Annotated in this window: 19 protein-coding genes and 1 pseudogene; 7 read left to right on the top strand and 13 right to left on the bottom strand. The window is 55.9% G+C overall.

Going from position 1 to position 24,256, the window contains the following annotated elements; translation table 11 throughout:
- Positions 1-35: 35 nt before the first annotated feature.
- From tnpC to BLQ92_RS12805, 12 genes and pseudogenes are all read right to left on the bottom strand, one after another.
- Positions 36-1,616 (bottom strand): IS66 family transposase, encoded by a 1,581-nt coding sequence (tnpC, locus tag BLQ92_RS12755; RefSeq protein ID WP_090680246.1) that lies wholly within the window; start codon positions 1,614-1,616, stop codon positions 36-38.
- Positions 1,617-1,679: 63 nt separating this feature from the next.
- Complete coding sequence (gene tnpB, locus BLQ92_RS12760) at positions 1,680-2,018, bottom strand: IS66 family insertion sequence element accessory protein TnpB (RefSeq protein ID WP_175772483.1); 339 nt, start codon at positions 2,016-2,018, stop codon at positions 1,680-1,682.
- Positions 2,015-2,401, bottom strand: a complete 387-nt coding sequence (gene tnpA, locus BLQ92_RS12765) for an IS66-like element accessory protein TnpA (protein WP_244106250.1) — start codon at positions 2,399-2,401, stop codon at positions 2,015-2,017. The genes tnpB and tnpA overlap by 4 nt, the downstream gene beginning before the upstream one ends.
- 72 nt (positions 2,402-2,473) lie before the next feature.
- Positions 2,474-3,436 carry a site-specific integrase gene (locus BLQ92_RS39350; protein ID WP_143016571.1) on the bottom strand — a complete coding sequence of 321 codons (963 nt, stop codon included), beginning with the start codon at positions 3,434-3,436 and terminating at the stop codon, positions 2,474-2,476.
- A complete protein-coding gene (locus BLQ92_RS12770; protein ID WP_090684870.1) occupies positions 3,420-5,507 on the bottom strand; it encodes a helix-hairpin-helix domain-containing protein in 2,088 nt (695 codons plus the stop codon). The genes BLQ92_RS39350 and BLQ92_RS12770 overlap by 17 nt, the downstream gene beginning before the upstream one ends.
- Positions 5,498-5,848: a hypothetical protein gene (locus BLQ92_RS12775; RefSeq protein ID WP_090684871.1), complete on the bottom strand. Its 351-nt coding sequence runs from the start codon at positions 5,846-5,848 to the stop codon at positions 5,498-5,500. Before BLQ92_RS12775 ends, BLQ92_RS12770 begins: the two co-directional genes overlap by 10 nt.
- On the bottom strand, positions 5,849-6,478 hold the full coding sequence (locus BLQ92_RS12780) for a hypothetical protein (protein ID WP_090684872.1): 630 nt from the start codon (positions 6,476-6,478) through the stop codon (positions 5,849-5,851). It abuts the gene before it with no gap.
- A gap of 16 nt (positions 6,479-6,494) precedes the next feature.
- Positions 6,495-8,741, bottom strand: coding sequence for a hypothetical protein (locus tag BLQ92_RS12785; RefSeq protein WP_090684873.1), 2,247 nt, complete (start codon positions 8,739-8,741; stop codon positions 6,495-6,497).
- The gene (locus BLQ92_RS12790; protein WP_143016572.1) at positions 8,728-10,554 is read right to left on the bottom strand and encodes a hypothetical protein; all 1,827 of its coding nucleotides are present in this window, start codon (positions 10,552-10,554) and stop codon (positions 8,728-8,730) included. Before BLQ92_RS12790 ends, BLQ92_RS12785 begins: the two co-directional genes overlap by 14 nt.
- A 149-nt stretch (positions 10,555-10,703) precedes the next feature.
- Positions 10,704-10,826, bottom strand: a pseudogene (locus tag BLQ92_RS12795) (ATP-binding protein); the annotation flags it as partial.
- A 723-nt stretch (positions 10,827-11,549) separates the two neighbouring features.
- Positions 11,550-12,056 (bottom strand): hypothetical protein, encoded by a 507-nt coding sequence (locus BLQ92_RS12800; protein ID WP_143016573.1) that lies wholly within the window; start codon positions 12,054-12,056, stop codon positions 11,550-11,552.
- Between the two features lie 79 nt (positions 12,057-12,135).
- Entirely contained in the window at positions 12,136-12,414 is a 279-nt protein-coding gene (locus BLQ92_RS12805) for a helix-turn-helix domain-containing protein (RefSeq protein WP_090684876.1), read from the bottom strand.
- 204 nt (positions 12,415-12,618) lie between these two features.
- On the opposite strand from BLQ92_RS12805, the gene BLQ92_RS12810 reads away from it, so the two are divergent.
- The 4 genes from BLQ92_RS12810 (at position 12,619) to BLQ92_RS12830 (ending at position 15,429) form a co-directional block, all read left to right on the top strand.
- Positions 12,619-13,218, top strand: a complete 600-nt coding sequence (locus BLQ92_RS12810; protein WP_090684877.1) for a hypothetical protein — start codon at positions 12,619-12,621, stop codon at positions 13,216-13,218.
- Positions 13,219-13,404: 186 nt separating this feature from the next.
- Positions 13,405-13,770, top strand: a complete 366-nt coding sequence (locus BLQ92_RS12815; RefSeq protein WP_090684878.1) for an SANTA domain-containing protein — start codon at positions 13,405-13,407, stop codon at positions 13,768-13,770.
- A gap of 610 nt (positions 13,771-14,380) precedes the next feature.
- Positions 14,381-14,581 carry a BPSL0761 family protein gene (locus BLQ92_RS12825; protein ID WP_090684880.1) on the top strand — a complete coding sequence of 67 codons (201 nt, stop codon included), beginning with the start codon at positions 14,381-14,383 and terminating at the stop codon, positions 14,579-14,581.
- A gap of 2 nt (positions 14,582-14,583) precedes the next feature.
- Positions 14,584-15,429 (top strand): hypothetical protein, encoded by an 846-nt coding sequence (locus BLQ92_RS12830; protein WP_090684881.1) that lies wholly within the window; start codon positions 14,584-14,586, stop codon positions 15,427-15,429.
- A gap of 294 nt (positions 15,430-15,723) precedes the next feature.
- Here BLQ92_RS12830 and arsN2 read toward each other — a convergent pair whose 3' ends face one another.
- Positions 15,724-16,158, bottom strand: coding sequence for an arsenic resistance N-acetyltransferase ArsN2 (arsN2, locus tag BLQ92_RS12835; RefSeq protein ID WP_090684882.1), 435 nt, complete (start codon positions 16,156-16,158; stop codon positions 15,724-15,726).
- A gap of 472 nt (positions 16,159-16,630) precedes the next feature.
- Between arsN2 and avs1a the strand changes: the two genes are divergently transcribed.
- The 3 genes from avs1a to avs1c are packed head-to-tail and all read left to right on the top strand — an operon-like array spanning position 16,631 to position 23,946.
- A complete protein-coding gene (avs1a, locus tag BLQ92_RS12845) occupies positions 16,631-17,845 on the top strand; it encodes an AVAST type 1 anti-phage system MBL fold metallo-hydrolase Avs1a (RefSeq protein WP_176860737.1) in 1,215 nt (404 codons plus the stop codon).
- Positions 17,838-23,669 (top strand): AVAST type 1 anti-phage system protease Avs1b, encoded by a 5,832-nt coding sequence (gene avs1b, locus BLQ92_RS12850; protein ID WP_090684885.1) that lies wholly within the window; start codon positions 17,838-17,840, stop codon positions 23,667-23,669. The genes avs1a and avs1b overlap by 8 nt, the downstream gene beginning before the upstream one ends.
- 25 nt (positions 23,670-23,694) lie before the next feature.
- Positions 23,695-23,946 carry an AVAST type 1 anti-phage system protein Avs1c gene (gene avs1c, locus BLQ92_RS12855; RefSeq protein WP_342342402.1) on the top strand — a complete coding sequence of 84 codons (252 nt, stop codon included), beginning with the start codon at positions 23,695-23,697 and terminating at the stop codon, positions 23,944-23,946.
- Positions 23,947-24,256 lie beyond the last annotated feature (310 nt).

Below are 24,256 nucleotides of genomic sequence, written 5' to 3' on the forward strand. Positions count from 1 at the left end.
GTAAGCGCGCAGCAAACCCGCCTTGACGGATTGCGCTAGTTGACTATCACAGGCGGACGCCAGCGATGCGGCAGCAATGCCGAGATGTCGCTGGCCTTGTGGGTCGGCAGCCGCGTGAGGATGTCTTTCAGATAGGCGTGCGGGTCGTGGGCGTTGAGTTGGGCCGAGCGTATCAGGCTCATGATGGCGGCAGCACGTTGGCCTGCTCGTAGCGAGCCGGCGAACAACCAGTTGGCCCTTCCGATGGCCCATGGGCGGATCTGGTTTTCGACCCAATTGTTGTCTATGGGCACATGCCCGTCGTCGAGATAGCGCGTGAGCGCTTCCCAACGTTTGAGGCTGTAGTCCAGCGCTTTCGCAATCGCTGAACCCTCCGAAACCAGCTTACGCTGCGCCACCATCCATTCATAAAGTGCGTCACACACCGGTTTGGCCCGGCTCTGCCGGAGTTTGCGCCGCTCTTCGGCATCCAGCACTGCAGCGTCGCGCTCGATATCGTAAAGCGCAGCGAAGAACGGCATGGCCTGTCCAGCGACGTGGCTGCTGTGATTGGCATGCAGGTCGAAGAACTTGCGCCGTGCATGCGCAGCACATCCGATTTCAGTGATGCCCTGCTGGAATCCGGCCTTGTATCCGCCATAGTCGTCGCACACCAGCTTGCCCTGCCAGTTGGCGAGGAAGGTGCGGGCATGCTCGCCTGCGCGGCTGTCTGCGAAGTCGTAGACCACCGCGCGCAGATCACTGAAGTGCGTGGGCGTATACGCCCACAGGTACGCCCGGTGTGTCTTCCCTTTACCTGGACTAAGCATCTGTACCGGTGTCTCATCCGCGTGCAGCACACCCTGCTGCAAGAGTTCCTGATGCAGGGCATCGACCAGTGGCTGCAACTGTGCGCCGCACGTGCCGACCCAGGCACCCAATGTCGATCGCGGTATTGCCAGACCCGCCCGCGCAAAGATCTGTTCCTGACGATACAGGGGAAGGTGGTCAGCGTATTTGGCAACCAGCACCGAGGCCAGCAGCCCCGTGGTCGGGATGCCCTTGTCGATGACGTGTGCGGGCACTGGCGCCTGAATCAGCGTTTCGCAGCTCTTGCATACCCACTTGCCACGGATATGCCGCTCAACCGTGAACACGCCCGGCGTGTAGTCCAGCTTCTCGCTGATGTCCTCACCGATGCGCACGCGCTCGCAGCCGCACTGGCATACGGTGCTATCCGGCTCGTGGTGGATCTCTGTGCGCGGCAGTTGCGCTGGCAGTGATGCGCGCTTCGGTTGCTGGGATGACTGGTCGGCGGTGGCTTGCGGCTGAAGCTGCTCGAGTTCCAGTTCAATGGCGGCCAGATCCGCGTCGATCGCTTCTTCCAGCAGGCTCATCTGCTCGCTGCTGAACTGTTCGCTGCGCCGGCCAAACTGCAGGCGCTTGAGAATGGAGATCTCGTGGCTCAGCTGCTCGATACGCGTCTGCCGGTAATGCAGTTCGCGTTCGTTCTCTTCGACCTCCCGCGTCTTCTCCTCAATCTCCCGGTCTCTGTCCTGCACCTGGGCAATCAGCTGCGCGGCGAGCGTGCGCAACTGTTCCGGGCTGAGGGCGTTGAGGTCGGCGGGCAGGTTCATGCAAACCAGTCTGCCAGAACCCCTGGCACCATGGAAGCGCAACAGTTAACGTCCCTGTTGGCCTCATACGACGCGAATCACACCGTTCGGGCCGATGCGCTGCCACGGCAAACCGACCACCAGACCTGCGAGCTGCTCCTGTGTGAGTATGTGTTGCTTTGGTTCGCTGCCAGCGTGCGGCCAGACGAACTGTCCCTCGTTCAGCCGTCGCGCTGCCAGCCAGATCCCGATTCCGTCGTGAATCAGCACCTTCAGGCGATTGGCCCGCCGGTTGGCAAAGAGGTAAGCATGGTGCGGATGTGCAGCGCCGAACACCGTGATCACGCGCGCCAGTGCCGTATCGAAGCCGGCACGCATGTCCAGCGGGTCGACTGCCAGCCACACTTCATCAATGCGGATCACGCGAGCCACTCTCGCAGCCAGGCGGCGCATTGCGCTGCCTCTGATGTCGGCCAGCTAACCGTAATCGACTGGTCTGCGCGACGCACTTCGACGCGAATCTCAGCCGTACGCGCGCTTCTCGTCTCAAGCGGCAACGGCACAAATGCCGGTGCCGCTTGAGACGGCGCCGCCACGTCGCTACGCGCCACCAGCACGCAATCGTTCCTTTCGGCCTGCTCTACCCAACGTCGCAGCAGATTCGCGTTCAGCTTGTGGTGCAGGGCGATCGCCGCGAGCGACACCCCGGGGCCCTGGCAAGCTGCCACCACCTGGGCTTTGAACTCGACGCTATAGCGCCGGCGTCGACGACGGCCAGGTGGCGCTTCTTCTTCGATAGTGTTCACGTGTCCACCTATTTAAGTGGATACGATGCTCCCAAGACCTTCAATGCAACTCAAGACGGGATGGCTAGGCGCTTACCAATGCAATCCAGAGCGCAGTGGTAGACCGACAGATCTCGCAGCTCGATAAAAATCCACTGTCACGCCCTTTCCACTGAGAGGGCCTCCGTCTGCCGAGCTGAGAAAAACTTCCTTAGCATCCGATCCTGTCGCCGCAATCAATTCCGCGCGCTCTCCATCGATATACCTTACGATTCTGGCTGCCAGGTGAATTGGGACTGGAAACCTATTTGAATAGCCGAACTTTTGCCGCCTTGGGCAGACACTAATGAAATCAGCCGCCGTCGTGCTTCTAGCGGAATCAAAGTCGCTGATGGTCAATGACAGGATCGAAGCGCGACGTAGACCCACTTCCCATGCCAGGTCGAAGATCAGGCAGTTACGCAACGCAATCTCTTCGCTGCAATGCGCATGGAAGTATTCGTGCAATGCAGACCGATCGCCTTCATCTAACACATGTGAAGACCGATGTCGGCTGTGTTCCCCTGCATCATGAAAGATCTTCGGGTAATCGGACCGAGGTGTTCGCTTGATAGCGGGCAGCTGTGATTGCACTAGGGTGCTAGTTATCTGGCAGCCGTGCGTCCCTATGATGCGCTTACCTTTTGAGTAGTGCTCTTGAGTTTGTAGCCAGACATAGAACTTATAGATAGCACGCAGGTCTTTGTTGACCGATCTTTTATGCGCCTGCTCATCATCAGATCTGTTGGGAGCTGAACGGGACATCAGGCTCTTGCGAAAATTGAGAAGCGTGTCGTCTGTTGCGTCGATATCGGTCGTTTTCTCCGTTTGCAGAAACGAGTACCATTTTTTTAATGCATATGCGCTCCCTTCGACCGTTGATGGACGATCTCCCTTATGATCGACGAGCTCGAGAAGATGGTCAAAGGCGGCATCGACTGTACAACCGCCTTCATCCCAAAGATGCCAATAGACGACCCCATCCGCGGGACGCTCTGATTCAAGATAGAAGGCCATGCTCAGCTCCCTTAGCGAGCGCTTTATCGGTTTCTAATATGGGTAAAGTTACGACCGTGCGGACGAGTCGCAAGGTGGACAGGAAAGTGTCCAAAACCTCTGTCGACCCAATCGCAATAAGCCTGACGCTACTATGCATGCATGCTCGAAAGACCCAGTTTGCGTCATTGGCTACCTGATGAGTCAATACTGCCACCAGACTCGCCGGATAGGCTCCAGGTAACTGCTCGATCGTCGCAGCGAAGTTGGTCGACAAATCAGAGAGTTCATGCTGATTCACACCATAAAGATCGTCGCGAATCTTGATCAGGTAACTGATCAGCTTACTGGCGCCTTCGAATCCACCATCCATGCGCACCGGCGGGGAAAGTATCTGGTGCACGAAGCCGATCTGTTTCAATGGTGCCGGTGAGGCGGGAGAAGTCCGATCGAATCGAACCGGATCTCCAACGTGCAAATCGAGATCGCGTTCATCGCTCCGCGTGCTCCGCCGCTTCAGGAGCGTTTCGTTCAGTTTGATGACGTGGCTTGTCGTGGGCGCCAGCATCAGACAAGTGCCTTGTCCCCTAAGTCGTTCAAATGCGCCAGTTGCTACGGCGATCATATCGCTATCGTTTATATTAATCGTTGACAGTCCGCGAGCAGGCGAACTCGCGTTAAATGGCAACGCCTCGATGCGACGCTGGGCCGATTTTGCGCAGATCGGTTGCTCGCAGAGCGCGTGCTGGTCGACGAACATATCACCTTGAAGATTCGACGCCGAGCATGGGTTCGATAAATCTAAAAGGTAACTGTATCGGGACCGCTCATTCGGCTGGAAGGGACAACAAAGCAGGATGAGCGTGCGTACTTGACCGAGGCGAGCCAGGACCGACGCCAGTTGGACAACAGACAACTCCTCCGCGCGGTCGATGACTACAGTGCCGGGTCCATCGAAAGCAAGAACTGCCTTGTGCAACGAACTAATGTTGATCACTTCATGCTCCAAGCGCAAAGCGGTCTGACGCGCTTCGATGCACTCTGACGTTGCTATGGCGAGAGGGAGATTTCGAGATTTCAGGCGGAGAAACAATTGTCGCATCTTCGCCATTCCAGTATGCGTCTCGCTTTCCGCGAAGTGAACTCGGCATTTTCGCCTTCCCGACCTTGTCGATTCACTGAGTCGATTCGACAGACTTCCGGATAGAAATGATTTGAGATATTGATGTGCCAGTGATATTTCTCTGACTACTAGCCGCCCGTCGGCGTCGACGAGCACTAAACCGCGAGAAAGCGCTGTGTCGATTGCTACACTAGCAGTTTGTTCGTCAGCGTCGCATGTCTTGCCGATGTCCTGAGCGATTAAATCGCGCTTGATGCCTTCCTGTCCAGGCGCGCGCTCAACAGTTTTTAGGACAAGTGCCCCCAGTCTCCTCGGGTCATTTCTGAGAAGTCCAAATGACGACTTTGCTATGCAGTCGGCACACTCGAACCCCATCAAGCCGGTGAGACGATAGGGATCAGCGGCGACCTTGTCAAAGCTCACCGGTCCATAAGCGTCGAAGATTCGAGTCGCCAGAGGCCGGGATACCTGAACTGAGGCGAAGCGGTTTATTTCGCGCACCAGTTGTAGCCGAAGCATCCATTGCCGCGCGATTCGGGCACGCAGGTCGTCGGGGAAAAAAGGGGCTTTTGCCGAATTCGTTGAGCGGGGTAAGCCTTCTTCAAGAATAACACCGAGGTTCTTTCCGTAGCGATGCCACAGCCAATTGGCCAGATTAAGTCCAATGGGAAAGCAGTGTCGAGTTAGGTAAGGCACAAGCAAAGAGCCGGTCGGTGTCGCCAGTCTACCTGTGCGAACAAGGAATTCGGCACCGGCCATGTCATCTTCGCAGAAGTTACCTTCAAGCAACCACACATCGTCCCGCTCAACATGCCGTAATGGCCACTTGTCCTCCCGTGAGAAGATCGAACCTTGCTCCGTTTCGAACTGGTACCAAGCGACATCCTTTACGGACGTTATACTAACCAGGAGGGCCTCTGTCGCCACAGTTGTATTGCCGGCATGAGGGGAGGCTGAATTCATTCCCATAGGGACGTCCCCGTGGCAAAGAGGTACTCGTAGGAGGCGAGGAGAACGCGTAGCTGAATTACATCATCCTCGAGTTCAGCGATACGGCGGTGTAGCGTATCAACGTGATTCTTGCCGCGCTTCGTCGTTTTTGCGGTGATTCGAAAACGTTGCTCAAGCTCTAAGAAAAGACGTTTGATTTCACCGTTTGAACCCACAGTAGAGCGGGTAATTCCGACTATCTTGCAAATGCGTGCACGATTTGGCTTACCTCGCCAGAGGGGCACAGGTTCCTGCTTATCGATCCAGGCTGAGAGCCTTGTTGCCGCCTGGCGGGCAATTTCCTGGTTGCTGGTGGTCATCTATCGTCTCCTCGACGAAAGTAGCTTGGCAATTCTCCTGGAGAGCTTAGAGTTCTCGCTACGCAGATCTTCATTGACCTGTATCAGCCCAGATAAAACGCGCTTGTATTCGTCAGCGTCACCTTCGCACTTCTTCACGAGTCCATCATGCGTGCGGCGTAACTGGATGAATTTCAGGCGTTCTGCACGGACTTCGGACATTTTCACTGCCAACACGGCACGTACGCTTCTCAGTTCGGCGCGGAGGTTGCTCAACTGATCATCCGGGTGAGTACGGGCACCTGCTTCAGCTTGCTTTAGAAGGGCCGCCATGCAGGCGCGAGCCTTTTCTTCAAGCGTAGGACGATCAGCAAGCGTATCGTTGGCGGTGGAGCGAATCTGGGGCAGCGCATTGCGTGTACTTTCGCAGTTTTGGGATGCGTCCCATGCCTTGAACTGCCTGAGGCTTCGCGGGAAAAAGTCGTGCATCGGTCTTCCCTTGGCATCTACTAGTCGGTGTCCAGTCGATGTCTTGATGACAGGAATCCCGTTGTTCACCCATGCCTCAAGAATATTAAGCTTTCGCTCGATATTGTCGGTTGCATCCTGCTTCGTCTTTTCTGCCTGCTTCACAATTCGCGTGCCCGTCATGGCGCCTCCAGAGCTTCTATGGGGGATCGTTTCGCGATTCTTTTGATACCTTCATTGCCTGAAAATTCTGGTACGCGTCTTCCGCGCTGTTCTGTTGGAGAACAGGCAACGTCAAATCATTGCGATCTCGGTTCCACTGGGTTTCTGCGGCACCGAGTTCACCTTGAAACGTCGGATCGGATGCGAAGAACATACATCCGCTGCAAACAACAACTGATGCCAGTTCAGGATGAGGCTGTCCGTTCATTTCACATTTGGGCCGCACGGTATGAACGTTGTCCTTAAGGTGACAGTCGCCGTGGCGCTTCGGTCTTATGCGGTAACCGCGCTGCGTAAGTGCGCCACAGACTTGTTTTTGCTGCTCCGCCTCACTAAGTCTTGTGAACGCTATGTTCTTCGATAGACTTCGATGCAAATGCCTTACGAGACGTGGAAATCCGCCCACCATATCGCTACCGTTTGTGATCCTCTTGACTGTGTCGAGCAATTTTTCGGAGCCGGCCTGCTCGATCTGGCGGCCCAAATCAAGAAGCTCCTCAATAAGTGAATTCTCCAAATTCGAATTGGCTGCTCCCTTACCCCCAGATCCAAGGGCCAGCTTTCCGTCGATGATGTTAGACAGAACGCCACGCGGAGGATCGGTAACATAGGTCCGCGTCGTGACTAGCGCGAAATGCCGTAGATGCTGACCCAGTGCTCGAATTCGGGGATCAGTGTGTCTGTACATATATATGAGCGCGAACATTCGACGGCCGACGTGAAGATGGAAGTCTGGACAGGCCTCCTGTGGAAAGATCGATGATATAAAAGTGGCCAGGGTTCTGGTGCGCTTGTCATCAAGCCCGGCAAAAAAATGGATGTCTTCTTTTATTCCGTCCAGAGTTGGGCGACCGGCCCAAAAAATGCTCTCCGTCCGTTCTGAATATAGGCACTCAGTTGCAGGAACGGTGGCATTCCTAATAGACTCCAAACATTCGATCGCGTGGGCTGTCGTGCGCGTCACGAAAAACGGGTGTCGCGCCTTGTATGTTTTGGCTACGTAAAAGTCTATTTCCCAGACGTCGTCGACTTCGGTGGACCTCAATGCCATCGTTCTCAGCCCCAGCTCTGCGTCGCAGATTTCGGTATGCCTTCGCGCGTTCAGGAATGCGATGACCACGGCGCATGCGCCCTGGCAAGCTGCGATTAGTTCGTCTACTGTCAAGTCGGCTCGCGCAGCCCGCTGATTTGCTGACCATTGCCTTATAGCGCTCCCGGTCAATCGGCTAAGTTCAATGGCGTGAGCGTTTGAACTTAGCCAGTTTTTCCTTTTCTTTCTTGGAATGAGGAGCAATTCGCGCGAAGCATCCTGCAGCAGCGAAACGACATGCGGTGCACATTCGTATATCCAATAGAATGCGCCTTCCATTAGTTTGACAGTTTCATCGAGTGTGATGGTCTCGGTTCTGCCGCCGCCGGTCTCGGCCATTCGAGACGCGATGTCATGCGGGTGTTGATATGGAAGAAAACCAAGTCGGTCAGTTGTCCCGTGCACCAAAGTAAGATCGTTTATCCATCCTAGTATCATGGCAAGCAGGTCTGCGCTCGGTGCGCTTGGCGGCGTCTCCTTGCGTGCTGACCATCTGGCTGCAAACTTGTAGGGAAGCGTTGACTCGAGAATCAAGCGCGTGGATTCTGGTAGCACGCTTTTTGTGCCGATTCCCACGGATCGGCTCCAAAACGGCATCCGGAGAGCATCCACTACTGGTAACGTGTCGACAGGAAGTCGCAAAAAGCGCAATGCGAGTTTATGCTGATCTGCGGTCAGATTTTTTGCGACCATATCCCACCGACTTTGCAGCGCTAGCGCGATATACCAACCGCCATGTGCGAGTTCATTCAGGAGTTCCTGTAAGTGATCTGGCGTTGCATCCGACAGGCGGTACACGCCTCGCGACCTGAGAAAGTCCAGCGTATTTCGATATACCGCGATGCGCTTCTGAATTGATTTAATATCGGGCGCGAGGTCCCTGGAGCGCTGGAAGGCTAGCTCGGCTAGTGCTACGCAGACTCCCACACGGTCAGCGTCGTCGACCAATCGGCAACCTTGGGGATTGGCAGGGGTTGCGGGGAGCCACAGGCCGTCAATTGGAAGTCGGCGAGGCTTCCCTTTCAGTTTGAATGTCAATGCTCCGGACTCGTACCTGACGTTGACGCCATCGGAAAACCCCGCCTGGATGTCAGGTTGTTCGAGGTTTAGCTTCGCTTTTTTAAGCTGGCCCACAGCCTTTCACCGTACAAGAAATGGCTTGCTCTAACAGATCGGGTTCAGCTTCCCTGGCGAGCTTCAGAACCAAAAGTAAGAAAATGAGGCGCGGAATATGAACTGATGCAAATCGAGTTGGATTTTCTTCCACGAGATGCGCCCAGCGATCACAATAAAAGCGAAATGTCCTGACGGCATCGCAGAGAGACTCTTTAGTGACGACAAGCTGGTAGTGTTTACAGCGACCGAACGCATGACACCAGAGGCCATCGCAGCTCTGGCCCTTGGGGATTGTTGGAGATGGGCTGTCGCACGGATCATCGCACAGACCTCCGTCTCCAGTAGGTACCAGAAGTTCGGTTCGTACAAATTTGAGATTTTTGGGCCTGGCGCTTGGCGTTTTTTCGTCTGCAAGGAACTGCAGGGTGTGGTCAAGCTCAAGCTGAAAGCGTAGGATCATTACTTCGTGCATCTTGAACGTGACCGAGCCGTCGAGGTAGTCGCAGGTGGTCTTTAAATCTTTATGTCCGAGTAGTTGCCGCACGGCTTCAATGTCGCCTGATTCCAGATACTCGAACTGGGCGTTCGCATTGCGCAACTCTGAGAGTGGCGTGTGCTGGATATCGAACCTGCGCCGAAAAGACTTCTGACGCCCGACGCTGATCGGATTGAACGGTGTCTTGTAGTTATCCCTTTGCCATCCAAACCATAGCCTTGTTTCATCCTCCGGCACTAATCCGATTGCCTTTAGTTGATCGAGGTTCCACACAAGCAAAGACAGGGCATCGCGCAGTGCCATGTCATATTGTTCAACCACGAAAACCGGAGTATCGTCATCGGTACGAGTTTTGGCTGCCTGAATGCTTTTGATGTTTGTCGGTGAGGGCTTAAGTCCAGAAGTTTCGAGCGTGGCGACGGAAGCAATATTCCATCCACTCCGGGTGAGCAAAAGAATGAACGCCGCGGTCAGTACCGCATTAGGCAATCGTTGGCGCGCGTAGAACCAGGGCGCAAGCGTGGATGACAGACAATACTGATCCAGCAGAGGCAGCTTAGGGAGGCGATCAGCGCTTGGGACTACCAGCTGCACGCCGTACCCGTTCTTGAAGCCGGTTCTTATCGGCGTTATTCGATAAATGGCCAAGAGCGATGCGACATCATTCAGGTCAAGTTTGTGCTGTTTCTTATTGTAAAGGTAGTAGCGGAATTTTTCCCGCGACTCGGGGTATGGGATAGCTGAGGAGTGCTCAAGGTTAATCTCCAATTGATCTTGAAGCCTACAAAGATCATGATAGTCCTCGAACTCTTTCTCGCACGCTCTGGAATACCCCGTCAGAGTTGTTCGCAATTCGTCGACGGCGAGAACTTCTAGGTCGCGGGTGGGTGTTTCGGGCGGCCATGGTAGCGATGGCTTATGTTGGGGAATCTTCCTGATCTGTCGTTTCAATCGCTGTGGACAGCGATCCATCAGGTCGGATATCGCTGTACCTTCTTTCGTTCGACCGCCGGGTAGTTTGAGAAGGTGGCGAATAGCTGAACAGGCTATGGCCTTTGAATTATTCGCCCATCGGGAACATTCTTGTATGTCGCCTTCGATCGCGATTAGGATCGATATAACCAGTTGGTCAGACAGGTCGTTCATTGGTGCCTGACACAACGCCAACTTTGCACGCGACAGTAGCGGAATGACTGCCCTGATCCAATGTGCCGTACCGTAATCAATCGGTTGAGAGATGGAGTAGTCGCTTATATAACCAAGAGCTGTCCCTAGCCATGATCGACTTTCCACCCACGGCGAGCCCAAGGTTACTACCGGCGACAGTGTCTTCACGATCGCACGTTTCGTTGTATGGATCCGAAAGGTAGCCATACCTTCCCGCGTTCCGAGCACAGTACGTCAGTTATAGGCCACAGTGCATTGAATTGCTTGAGTTTTTTTTGCGTTCGTTCGGTAGGAACGTTTTGAAGCTAGCACTTCGTCGCGGCGATCAACTGGCAGGCCGCCGGGAAATCCGCCTGCAAGGCAGCGCGGGAAATCGTGATGCGCCCAGCTTCCAGCGGTTCACGCAGCGTCTCCAGCACGTGACGATCGAATTCAGGAAGTTAGCTGTTTGGCATGCTTTGAGATAAATCTTGTCAACGCTTGAGCCGCCCGTGGGCTCGTCGGATGGTCACTTTGCGGTGTCGGCCACGATGCAATCAGGGCCACTTGACTCCAAAGAATTTGCTTTTGAATGGAGAAGAATATTTATATTTTGGGCAAGCCGTCTGTAAGACGGCGCGTCAGGTTCAAGTGTGTGCAACTTGGGAACCGCCGAAGGCGGCTGTCCACATCCTTGTGATGTGGGCAGCCAAGTTGTGCACACGGGGCTCCCCACAGGCAAAAGGTAAGCGACCTGACTATCCCGACACCCATTGACCATGACAAGCCCGAATTCGGATGCTATCTCCTCATGAAACGCCGTTCGAACCTATAAGAGTCGGATGCCGGGGGCGAATCTGCCTGCCACGGTTTTCGGGCTCTTCGCAGGCGGGACTGGCAAACCATCGCATTGTAGGCGCGAGACTGTAGGCGAGATGGCTCATACCAGTCTGTATCGGTAATCTTTTTTCAGAGTGAACGTTTGCAGGCGGCGACCATTTCGTTTTGGGGGTGCTTTTTAAGGCTGTTTGAAAGCGTGAGCCGACGTAGTGAATCGCGCAGACCTTGAATGGCGAAGCTAACAAATAGTGAATCCGGTTTTCGCGGCTAAGTAGCTGCTGCTGAAGGGGTAGCTCTTTGGCCAAAAGTCCCTAGGTTTCCCCCCGAACCCCTTCCGCTCGACATCATTGCGTGGTCCCTTTCGTCGGCAATAGGCCCATAAAAGGCCCTTGCACATACCGCATTAGCTCGAATTCGACCGCGCCAAAAGTGTATCGCTTAGCCACCTCGTCGACCGTCACACGCGGCACTTGCGCGACAAATTGCCCCGCGTGTGTTTCTACTTGAAACCCAACAACTCTAACCGCTCCCGGCATATTTTCGACTCTTCCAAATTCGCGGCGCAGTGCGGAAGCCTCAGTTTGATTTTTAGGGTAAATGGCCCAACACTCGTTCATATAAAAAATAAAGTCGGCGTCGACCTTTTTTGCTGCCTTTTTGGTTAATTCTGCTGCGGTGTTTTGCGGCATGTTCCGTAAATCAAAATTGAAATTTTCCCCGGTGCCGAATTTTCCGACATGCACAAATTCAGATAACTTTCCTTCGCGCTCCATCTGTTTTCGCGCGTTCTCAATGCACGCTGAGACAAAATGACGCGTTTCCATATTCAATAGTGTTTCGTATTCGTTCACTGCGGTCCTAACATTTAGACAGCTTTAGATATTACCCAATTATTCGGATTCACTCGGCTCGCTTACGACGCCCCGACTTTTATTCCCGAGGCCGTAGTTGCGCAGCAACCTCGGAGCCGTCCGGATTTGCGAGAAGTGTCTGCGGGTCGACGCCTAGTGCGTTCGTAATTCGTTGCAAATTGTCCAGGGTGATGTTGGTGACTGAGCGCTCCACTTGGCTTATGTAAGTGCGGTGAAATCCACAGGTTTCACTCAGGCGCTCCTGTGACAGCTTTTGCTCCATTCGCAACCGACGAACATTCTCGGCGAGCCTGCGCCGTAGCCAAGGGTCGATATCTTTCTTATCAATTTCTTCCATTCCCGGAGGGTGGCGGAACGTCGCCTCTTCGTCTACCTTCTAAACATCTACTGTGTTTACACATACTGTGTAAACATCTACAATCGAAATCATCGAACGAACGAGAGGCGCTCGGAATGCCCCCTCAGGCCTTCCATTTCGAATTGATAACTCGCTCCTGTGGACGAGTCTTATGGCCGTTGCTCATCAAGAGTTGGAGCAAGCATGGTTTTCATATTTTTCTGCGTGAGTGGTGTCCTTGGTCCAATGCGTCATCACCCATCATTGACCACGCGCGAAGGCGAGCCTAAGGCGATTCGACCGCTTGATGTGGACACGACGCTGATAGCGGACGCGCTGGACGCCTATCCAGGCGCGGCGGTCGTCATCGCCAACGATTGGCCGTTCTACTACGACTTGGAGGGCCTGCGGGGAGCCGGCGGCGAATTTGAGCGGCTCATTGTCAATGTCGTCCGTACGCTAGGCGGCACCAAACAGGAGGCAGTCCTTGATTTCATGGCAGGTCGCACCGAGCCATTTATTGTCATCGCGTCGCAGGACTTTGAGTTCACCGAGAAAACAGCTTCCGTACGCATTGATATTGACCATAAAAATGGGTTCGATGACGCTGCCCGAGTAAGTCTTCTGCAGCACCTTCGCGCGCTGGGAGAGCCTGCGCAGAAGCCACTTTCCGAAGACGACGTGCTGAGGGCTTCGGTCAGCGGGCGCGACCTGCGACGCGCGCAGAAACTGTTCTTACCGTTATGTGCAAGCAATGACGCAGCATTCCAACGCGAGCTCCGCTTGCTCATCGCGCGGGGGTAACCGTGAGGTTTCAAATTGCCTCTGATTTGCATCATGAGCTAGCTGTCCGAGGCTCGCAAATGTCGCAGCCGCTCGCGCTTGCGGACGGTAATGTGGACGTCCTGATAACTTTCGTGATGTATGGGTCCTTCACGAAGAGCTCGACCTGGAAGCCACCGAGCTCAACTCCTCAGCCGGAGACTATTAATGGCACTTTACCTGCATGAGCCGCCGAACGAGGATGACGATGTTGTTCGCCTAGAGTCTTGGTCAATCAGAGAGTTCGACGGTGGTGGAAGACATTTTGTTGGATTCTCACTCGAAACGCACGATGGGCGAGTGAGTACCGCAATCACAGAGCTGGACGTCGAAGCCAGAACCGCACGGACTGCCAGCGGACGCAGGTATGAGTTAGTTGGTGGAAGTGGGTACAACAGCGACGCGGAGTATGTGTTTAACAGAGTTAAGGAAATCATCGGAAACGGGCAGCCCTGGAAAGACATAAGCGAACAACTCATCCCTGGTAGCCGTCGACCGAGACAGCGCATAGTCTGGCCCGAAGATGAGCAGTAAGCTGGCTGCCCCTCAAATTTGTGAGCAGAGGGCCTGTCACACGAGGAGGCCGGAATGAAGCGCGCCGACAGGGGGCGACAGATTTTATGGTCAGCCCGAGCTTATGCAGGGGAGTACCTAGGAGAGTGTGAGGCGCTTCCCTTGCTCAGCTCTACGAGCGGGGAAGCCGAGTTGCGAAACGTTCCACGATTGTTGTCTTCGCCGGCCGCTCGTCATTTTGCTGCGATGCTCATCAACCTCAGCGAAAGGGCTCGCTATTACTGTCCGCTAGAGCCTAAGGCAACCCCTTGTCACCTGATGACCGTATTTGTTGAGCGCGTTGTGAACCGCTCGACGGACGTTAGAGTTCTGGTCGCGCGGCTCGATGTTGTGCTGGATGGATGTTGCGCCTTCGCGAGCATCACAGCGGAAAGAGAGCCCCGGATTGATGTCCCCGCCGTAGCATATGACGGCTGGGACGGTGTCTGGGACATCGTTCTCAAAGTGCTTCGCGCGATTCTTTCGACGCACACCGGTCCCTGATTGATAACTTCGTACGCGCAATTCCGAAGCAAGATGTGAATCCTGTTCGCGCGTGGTCGAACGGAATGCGGCTAACAAGGGGAAGCGAATGACGATGCCGGATGAGAGAGCTCGCGCATTAATCCGTGCGCGTGAACTGCTGACAGAGTTAGCTCAGTCGCGTGAACCTGTCGTCGTGCAGGCAGTGAGAGAAAGGGCCAATGACGTGCTGCGCCATTACCCGGACGATGGCATGCTGGCGGCCATCGCCAGGGACACGATTTGGCTCGACTGGCCCAGACGGATATAGAAATGCCCGAAATATCCTTCCGGGACAAAATTGAGCGACAAGCAATGGCTGCTAGGCGCGAGATGCTGCGGACTGGGGAGTTGATATCTGACGGCGAATTCCGCAAGCGTTTGCATGTCAGCGACCGTCAGTTCGCTCGCATGATGTCAAAGGGAGACATATTCTCTATCGAAGTCGATGGCATGACGTGCTTTCCGGCATTTCTTGCGGCGCGCGAGCTTGACCTCAAGCGTCTGCATTCAATCTGCCGCTTGCTAGTGCCGGCGCCGCCTACATGTCGGCTCGGATATCTTTCGTCGAGGCAGGTCAACATTGGTGGTATTTCGCCTCTCGAAGCGCTTCGCGACGAGAGGCAATACCGGTTGTTGCGCCGGATGGCGGCCGCGTACGCAGCGGAATGGTCGCGAACTTCCGTCACGATATACGTGGGCCGTCACCAGAACGAGCCCAGTGATACCGAACCCACGTTGACTGCGATTGACGAAGTCGACCCCCGAGTAAATATCTGGAAACGTATGGTAGGTGCCCTACAATCGGGCGGGTACATCTATCCGTGCGGGCCGTATCCGCGTGCACCTGTGGCGACGGTATTCATCGCCCGCCATCCCGCCGGGCAGGCACCGGCCTCGTCTGAAGCGCGTATCGACGTAAGCGTCGTTGACGGTATAGCGCGTGCGGTCATCGCCATCCACAAAGGGCCGACCTACGAACTGGACTCAATCCAAGTCGCGAACGAAGAAAGCATAGTCGACGTCGTACTTCGCTTTGCTGTAGCTGCGAGAAAAAGCGAGTCAAAGTCGCGATATAGTTTCAGGGGAGATGCATGGGCAGGTGAACACGGCCGCTGAACGGGCCAGCCGATGCACTCTCGAGTGCCGCGATAAACCGGCTAGAGGGAAATTCAATGAAGGTGCGCACGCTCAAGCATAAACGACGTGGCGTCACGCACTTGAGCAGCGACGAAGCCGCGCGCCTTGTCGAAAGTCAATCGCCGACCTGCCACGTATGCCGAACAGATAACGGCTGCGGAAGGAGCTCTTTCGGGCGCATTAAGACGCCCGACGCACATGTTCGAGCCATAGGCGAAATACAAGAAATGGTCTGGTCTTGTGGTTAGCGTCATTTTTTGCTGTCGGTATGATTCACAGCCATTTGAGCATGCAGACGGCAGTTGCCGGACAGAGGTCTGCGAACTGTGAGCTTGTCTGGAGCATAATCGGAGCGCTTTCTCGGGCTACAACTTCGTATCCTTTCTTCCGGAAGAACTCTCCAGCTGTTGTGGTTAGCAACCATAGGTTGGAAACGCCGCTTGCGCGTGCATGCAGTTCCATCCGTGAAACCAAACTGCCTGCAAGACCCATGTCGCAAGCGCTGCGCGCGACCACTAGCGACCGCAGCAGCGCATCTTGGCCGAATCGCTCTAACCCGATGCTCCCGACGAGCGCGCCGTCCTCACTTTCAGCAACCAGAAAGTTGTCGAGCAGGGACGCGTGGACGTCAGAAGCCGCCAATTGGTTATTTGTGAGCAAAGTTCTAATGACGTCGAGGTCTTCGCTAAAAGCGGCACGAATTTGCATAGTTTATGCAGTCGCAGAAATAGTGCGGTCTCAGGCGCTCGCTATTGCACGCCGACCGGCTCGGACAGCGACAAAGAAGGCTATTGCGGACAGTATCGAGACGAAAAACACCGTCCATTCAACAGCGACGTAGCCGTGCGTGAAACTCCAGATGCTCGCAGCGGCTATCTCTCTCGACCAGAAGTAACTCAACGCGGCGCCATGGTCCATGTCGTCTTTGCCGCCGCTCGCCCCTAGGAAGTCCGGCGCCTCGGACGCGAATTGCTGCGAGACTACGCGGAAGATTCGAACCGAATCGCCCTCTAGCAGTCAGTCGGTGAGAAAATACGTGTGATGAATTTGTTGCTGGTCCATCGATTTTGCCTTGCTATGGGCGATAGAAAGATATCTTTCGTGCGTTCGTACGGTTCAGGCAAAATCGAGAATCCTTGGGGGCGAGCACAGCTGGCCGTGCACACCCGGATAAGTACATTTGACGTCGAAACAAAAAACGGCCTCACCCACTTACATGTTTAGACTGAAAATGTACCCCGCCAAAAACGGCGATGCCTTCCTTGCCGACTTCGGCGGTACGTACCTCCTCATTGATGCTGGCTTCGCTAGTACCTACCAAGACTTCGTTGCGGCGGACTTGGCGCAACTTGCAAAGGAGGGAGGACGGCTCGACCTGGTCGTCTGCACGCACATCGACGCCGACCACATCGGCGGCCTTCTAGAGTTCTTCTCGTGCAACGGCACTCCCGCCAAACGAGGCATTGAGGTCGACGCCGTCTGGCACAACAGCCTACGGTCGTTGCCTTCCCCGACTGCAGAGCCTGACGGTTTTCATGACCGCATGGTTCTGGAAGCCATTCGCCGGCGCGGCTTTCAGGGAGCCCCGACATCGTCGCCGAACCCTATAAGCGCTCGACAAGGAAGTTCACTCGCCAAGCTCCTTCGACAGCATTGCTACACCTGGAACTCGGGGGACGGCTCGACCTGCATCAGTGAAGGTGGCTCACTTTCTTTGCCGCATGATGTGAGCGTCCACGTCATCGGGCCTACGACCACCCGTCTCGAAGAACTGCGCAACCTGTGGCTGAGAGAGGTCCGTAAGCTTGGCTACAAGGGTTCGTCTCAGCCAAGCGACCTCACGGACGATGCCTATGAGATGTGGTGCGCCAGAGCGCCGGACCCTTCCATTCCTCAGGCCACGCCCATAGCAGCCAACGGAGGTTTGCGACTCGCAGAAGTTTACACGCCAGACACCTCAATCTCGAATGGCAGCTCCATCACGCTCATCGTCTCCAGCGGAAACAAACGAATACTCTTCCTTGGAGATGCCTGGGCTGAAGATGTCGTAGCGAAGCTGCGGTCGCTTCACGCGCCGACTACGCCCATCATCTTTGATGCCATCAAGGTCTCACACCACGGGAGCCTCCACAACACAAGCGTAGACCTTCTATCGTTTGCAGACTCGCCCTGCTTCCTCATCTCATCCGACGGGACACGCCATGGCCATCCGGACTTTGAGGTACTAGCCGAAATCGTGGACCGACCGGCGCCATTCAAGAGGCATCTATTTTTCAATTACGAAACCGCTGCGTCCAAGCAGCTTGAATCACATACATCGAAGTCCGGCACAGCCTTCAGCGTCCATGTAGCTGAGAACGACTGGATTCAAGTGGGGGAGAACAACTATGACTGAGGACGAACTCAAGCAGGCCACCTGCCAAGTCATTGGCAACGACGAGTCCGGGACCGGGTGGCTTATCACGGCGGACCTCGTCCTCACGGCATATCACTGCGTTGAAACCGCAGTACGTGGTGGCGAACCCGTCATTGTTCGCTTTGGGGTTGGTTCATCTGCATCTGAGCACACGGTAGTCGTGGGTCCACATGACGAAGACCTCGATATTTGCCTGCTGCAGCTATCTACCCCCCTCGGCGTCGAACCCATACCCATTGACTCGGATGGTCTGCGTCCCGGCGAGAAGTGGTTCGCATTTGGATACCCGGCGGCAAAGCTACAACTGGGTCATGTCGTCAAAGGCGAAATTCAGCAAGTGTTGCCCGAGCGCGTGCATGGCGTAGACCTAGACCTGTCTATAGAACCCGGAACGCATCTGTCGGACTACCAGGGGCTATCCGGCTCGGCGTTCATGGTCGGCAACGTCTGCAAAGGTCTGCTGCGACTCAACATAGACAGTGCCATCGGAGCCTTGAGTCTCTCGATGCTGAAGCCCTTCCTGGGGGCGAACGGCCTGCTACCTGACGAGCCGACGGACGGCGAAGACCCCGGACCAATCGGAGCGCGGCCTGCCTTTGACGAACTCTTCGAGGCTGCCATCGTCAACAAGCGCGGTGGATACGTCTTTGTCGATGGCTCGCACGGCGTCGGCAAGTCTACGTATTGCCAAGAATTTAGGCCAGAGTCACCAGAGCTGGAGAAGCTCGGCGTGTATCAGTTTACTGAGCGCGTCCGTGGCTCAACGCCAGCGCACCAAGCCCAACCAGAGGTGTTCTTCGACTGGGCAAACTCCCTGCTCTCCATAAGGGCGACCGGCAAGCCAGCCAGGTTGATGGAGCTTTCGTACAGCCAACTCATTGAGAAGACAGACGAGGTACTTCAATCTTTGGCGAAGCGTTGCGCGAAGGCAGGGAAGGTGGGCGTGCTCTTCATCGACGGCATAAGTGAGGCTGCCGCTGCAGGCGAAGAAACCCTAAAACGATTCGTCAATCTGCTGCCGCAAAAGGTGCCTCACGGCTTGGTGGTGGTCATCACCGGCGTCGGACTAGATTCAATTGCCAGCAGCCTCGGGACAATCCTTCAGGGTGCGGAGCGTTTGACCCTTCCCAGCCTCGACCGCGACATCCAATACGGGGTTTGTGTCGAATTTCTCGACGGGGACAAGGCCACCACGGAAATCGTGGGGACCCTTTGCGACCGAGCAATGGGACACCCGCTCTACCTTCGATACCTCGCCGACTTGGTGAACAGCGGAGCCACCCAGGGTGACATTGCTGAGCTCCCAGTGTTCAGCGGCTCCATTCAGGATTACTACGAGACCATCTGGGTCAAGCTTGTGCCCAACGCTGACGTCGTCAACTTGCTTGGAATCATTGCCCGCCTGCGTTGGGGTATCCCGGCCAGAGATTTGACAAGCATGCTGACCTCTGCCGAATCGGGAGTGTTCCCTTCTACACTCCTACGCGTTCGGCATCTGCTGGCCAATCCGGAGAACACTGCGATTTATCACCCGTCGTTCTCAGAGTTCGTCGTTCACAAGACAGCACCCATCGGCGAATTGGTGGAGGCGCGTCTCGCAGGCTTTTGCAGCGCGCCGGAGAGCGGCGACTACGGAGTTCTAAACAAGGTCTACCACGGGCTCCGGGGGGGACGAGAGCCTCTGCTGCTGGCCATCCAAGGCTGCGAGCAGGCGTGGGTTGACGACTCTGTGCTACTCGGCGCAGAGCCAGACGTGCTGCTCGCGGATATTGATGAGACCCTCGCTGCGGCTACCAGTGTCGGGACAGCAACTGACATCATTCGCTTGCTGCTTCTTTCCCAGCGTCTGACCTTTCGGTACAACACCCTCTTCGTGCAGTCAGCCGAGCTCGTGGCTCTGGCGCTCATCTCACTCGGCAAAACTGAGAGCGCGCTTCGGCACGTCGTCCGAAACGGTCGCCTCGTCTTCTCGGCGGATGAAGCTTTTTCCGTGGCAAACGCCTTTACGCAGCAGGGCAGCCCTGAACAGGCAATAGAAGTTTTGGAGCTTGTTCAGCGTGAGATAAATGCAGTCTTTGAAAAACTGCACTCCGAGGACGGTGTCAGCGCTCAAGAACTCCTCAGTGCAGTGGACCTTCGGCTACATGCTTTTTCCCTTGCGCAAGCCGCAGGTGAAGACCCACCGTTCACCAGATTCCTTCGCGCCATCGTTGAAGGCATCCTGCGCCGCCCCGGTGGCAACTTCTCGCCAGATGAGGGGGACGAAGTTCTTCGGCAGTTGACCGGCGAGATGATGGGGGCGCGGCTTTGCCTCGTAGGCAAGTATCAACCTTTCCTGAAGCTAGGCGTGCCGGCCGACGTGGATTTGCGCCACCAACTGCTTGTCTTTCTGCAGACCCTGGCGCATGGCGAAATGCACTCTGAGCACTACGGAGTTCCACTCAAGCGCGAGATGGTTGACCTCGTGCTCTCGGACGTCGAGAGAGCTATCGGCGCACCTCTGCGCCCCGAGGACCGGCGCTTCGTATTCACAGATACTTTGATTGAAGCGGGCGCAGCTCCCGGCCTCGTCGATACATACTCCGCGTCCGTAGATATGGGTGACGGGACGCTTCCCTTGTACGAGAAGAATCGAGCGGACTCTGACGAGGCCATCTTCGAGAGTGCAATGCTGCGTCTTAGAGCATCCTCGTTCCTTGAGGATGGATATGCCGAGCCTTCTGTGCAAATGCCGCGCGCCGAGGATTGGGAAGGGGCCCTCGAGGTCATCGCACGAGCCGTTGCATGGTGCGACGGCAAGGGCCGGAGGGCCATGGCGGAAAAAGACCAAGCTGGCCTTGACGCAGTGTGGTCGTTCGTGGCCGATGCTCTTCTTCCTTGCTTCGCGTTCGAGCTTGAATCGCGCATCCACTGGGAGTCAAGCTACTTCATTCCGGAGACCGTGGTTCCGCAGCTGTACCGGCGTGTCGCAAAGCTGGTGCTTGACTGTTTCCCGACGAAAGCAGTGGTCTTGCTCGACGCAATAGAGCGCAGGTTCGACGTGCAACTTGGCCTCTACAACGAAGGGTTTCGGCGGGCGCTCCAAGAGGTGCTGCGCCTCTTCATAGAGCGCGACCCTGAAGGACCGAACGCGGACAAGGTCTTCTCGCTCGTATTGCTCTGGAGGGACTACGTCGCAGCGAACGTGGAGAACAGATTTGAGCTCGTCCCAGAGCTTCTGCAAATTGTCCCGCTGCTGGCCAGGCTGAAAGCGCCCGAGGAGGCGCTTAGAACCTATAAATCGGTCCTGTCGTTCTCGATGGGGCCGAGCTGGTACAAGGAAGACCAGCTGTCCATGATGACCGGCACTTTGGAGACGCTACCCGCTACGTCGCCCGTTCAGGCTTCGTCGCTCGCCCAAATCGCAGGCCTCTTGGAGCGTGCCACGGGCGAGATGACGTTTCAACGTTTTGTCCGTGCCGACAAGGGCAATTTCATCGGGCAGCTCTGCCGCAGGTCGCTTTTCTCAGACGCAGTCCGATACTTCCAACATCAGAGCTGTGGAACCCTCGACGAGTTGTTCGCGCAGGCGACGAGTGGCAACCTCGACCGCGTTTCAACCCTTGTTGGTATGCGGTTCCCAGGGGCAGCACTGGAGGAGCAGGCTGCCTTGCTCGCTCTGTTGCACCACACCCGTGAACAGGCGAACTGGCAGTTGCGTTGGGCACTCCTCGAGGTGTACCAACATGGGGATGAACGGCACCTGTCCGAGTGGGGGAAAGAGTACGCGGCCATCATCTCGGAACTGGTGAATAGACCTGACGACCTGGCGCGGGTGAAGGCCCGGGTCCTCTCGATTGCAAACTCATTGAACGCTGAGCGAGCCTGGCTGCTGTTAAGAGCCCTCGTCCCAAACCTGCCGTCCGACCTTCGCCTCGATTTCGCGGGCCTCTTAGATGAGGTGAAATCCAACCTTGACGAGCGCCAAATTGAACAGCTGACATCGAGTTTCGGTCTTCGATATGAGCAAGATGACGGAGACGAGACAGCGGAACTTGAAGCTGGCACCACGAAGCCGACCGATGACGTAGCCGAGGAGGATGCCGAGCATGACCGCTTGTTCATGCCCGGGACATTTGGCAAACGTTCAGCAATAAGGGATGCTCGTACGCAAATTGAAAGCGCACGCACACATCTGAACCGACGCAACTTCTCTGCGGCGACTCAAGAGTGCATCGGGGCACTGCAGACGCTGCAGGCAGGAGGATGGTCGGTCTGGTCGAACAACCATTCCGGCAGCGACGCCGACCGACTCATCAACGCTCAAGTCCAGAACGCCGATGAACTCGCCAGACTGTATGGACCATTGGCCCGCGAAGAGCGCCACACGCAACGCTGGGCGATTGCATCCCACCTCATATCTCTGGTTGGAAACAAGGTTAGCGCAGCCCAGCAGGCGGCATTGCTAGCGGTGGCCATTGACCACGTAAGGCAAATCGTGGGCGACGCCTCGCCGGCGCCGTTCGAATACATCGGTAGCTCTGCGGCTGGCGCTGCGTCTGAGGCCCTCCTTGAGCTACTGCTTTGGACATTAGACCATCCGGCTTGGGAACGCCGTGACAGCGGCGCGGCCATGGTGCTATGGCTTGCCCGTACAAACGGAGATTGGCTCTCAAAACTCGCCCAGCTTGCTGTCTCGATGGACAGACGAAACCGGGCAGATATCGCGTCTGCAACGCTGGACATCCTCTCCCGTGAAGACTCGGTTGGATTATGGCAACGCATTGAGCCGCACATTGAGCTTGCACGGGCTCTTGAGCAGTGTCGGCACGTGGGCCGGTTCGCAACGTTCATGCGAATTGCTGAGCGCGCGAGCAAGCGTGGTGTCGACTCGGCCACGACCGCGCTCAAGACGCTGCGGGAGCGATTCCCCGAGGAAAATCCCATCTTTACTCCTGCCCAAGACAAAGGGCCGCCAAGTTTTGTGCCGCCGACGCTGCATGAGCTTTGGCGCGATTTATCGCAATTGGGATTCCTTACCGAAGACGACCTACGAGCGTTCTCCGCCCAGATGGTCGACTGCTGTTTGCCGCTGACAGTCGAAATGGCTTGTGCGTTGGAATCGCTCGTCGCGGAGGGGGGGCGAGAGGACCCGAGTTTCCCAACCGGCCGTTGGGCTTCAACCGTGCGCTTTGTGCTGAACACTGCGCTCTTTCAGCCCATGCCTGTCAGCAAGCTCAGAAGGGCTGAGGTCTTGCTCAGGGCTTACAACCCAGAGACGCTTCTAGAACCCGGGAACGGAGGGGACCTCCTGAAAAGCCTCGTCGCGTGCGTGGAAAGCGGCAGAGAACGAAACTACATGCCATCGTATGGAGACATGGTCTTCCTCGATTTTCAATGCATCCTGGAGATGGAACGGCGTACCGTTTACGTGGAGCTTACGTCGCATCTCGTGCCTCCTGGCCAGCCACAGCCAGTACCGCCTACTGCACCTACCTTCAAGGCAACCGAACTGCCCCGGCCAGGCCCCGATGAACCCATCGCTATCTGCGGCAGAGCACTGCCGACCATCGCCTACTTCGGTTCCGTTAGTCCGGCTATCCCAACGCCTCGATTTCTGCAGCTCGTGGGGGCCCAAGCGTCGAACACCGTTCGGTACCATTGGAGAGATGGACGTACCGTGACGAGCTTGGCTTCAAGTCGTCGACATGAGACCACTTTACTTGCTGTTGAGCGGGACGCACTTGCATTGCCTGAAGGCTGGCAAATGCTATGGATTCTGCGAGTCAATGGTAAAGCCCGAGCGGTACTTCACAAATTCTAGAGAACAACTACGTATGCTTACGCCTATGCACACGCCCTACACTAGGGCCGAGTTTGAAGAGCGCATGAATTATGCGCGAGAACAACTGATAAACGGGAAGATGCATTTCGCCAAGGGCCTTCGAGGTCCAGATAGTCTGCTCAATGTGCGCTACCTTCCAAACGGTCGAATTGACCTTCTCAGTATCGACGAGTTGGCCCGGGTGAACGCTAACATGACCTATCAGATGCGCAACATGGACTTCGGCGAAATGCTCTTGGACGACAAGGGGCGGTGACGGGCCAACGGGTTTCCGGAATCAAGTCGAGCAGCGTATAGCCGCCGGTCGCAAGGATGCCCGCACGCTGCCCCTTCCGCGTTCCACCTGCACTGTTGAGGCTGGCGCAGCGGCCGGCCGCAAACGGAGTGACGGCCGACATTGCCAAGAGGCGTATCCTTACTCGAATAAGCCATCGCCAGCGTCCATAACACCTTTGAAGTAATGATGCTACCAGTGCTAAAAATCCAACCCCACATGCAACGAAACTACGATAATTATCGCTTGGGGATGTCACTAGGCATCGAATTGTCGCGGCGGGGACTTCTTA

The sequence above is a fragment of the Paraburkholderia phenazinium genome, from assembly GCF_900100735.1.
Classification (GTDB): Bacteria; Pseudomonadota; Gammaproteobacteria; order Burkholderiales; family Burkholderiaceae; genus Paraburkholderia; species Paraburkholderia phenazinia.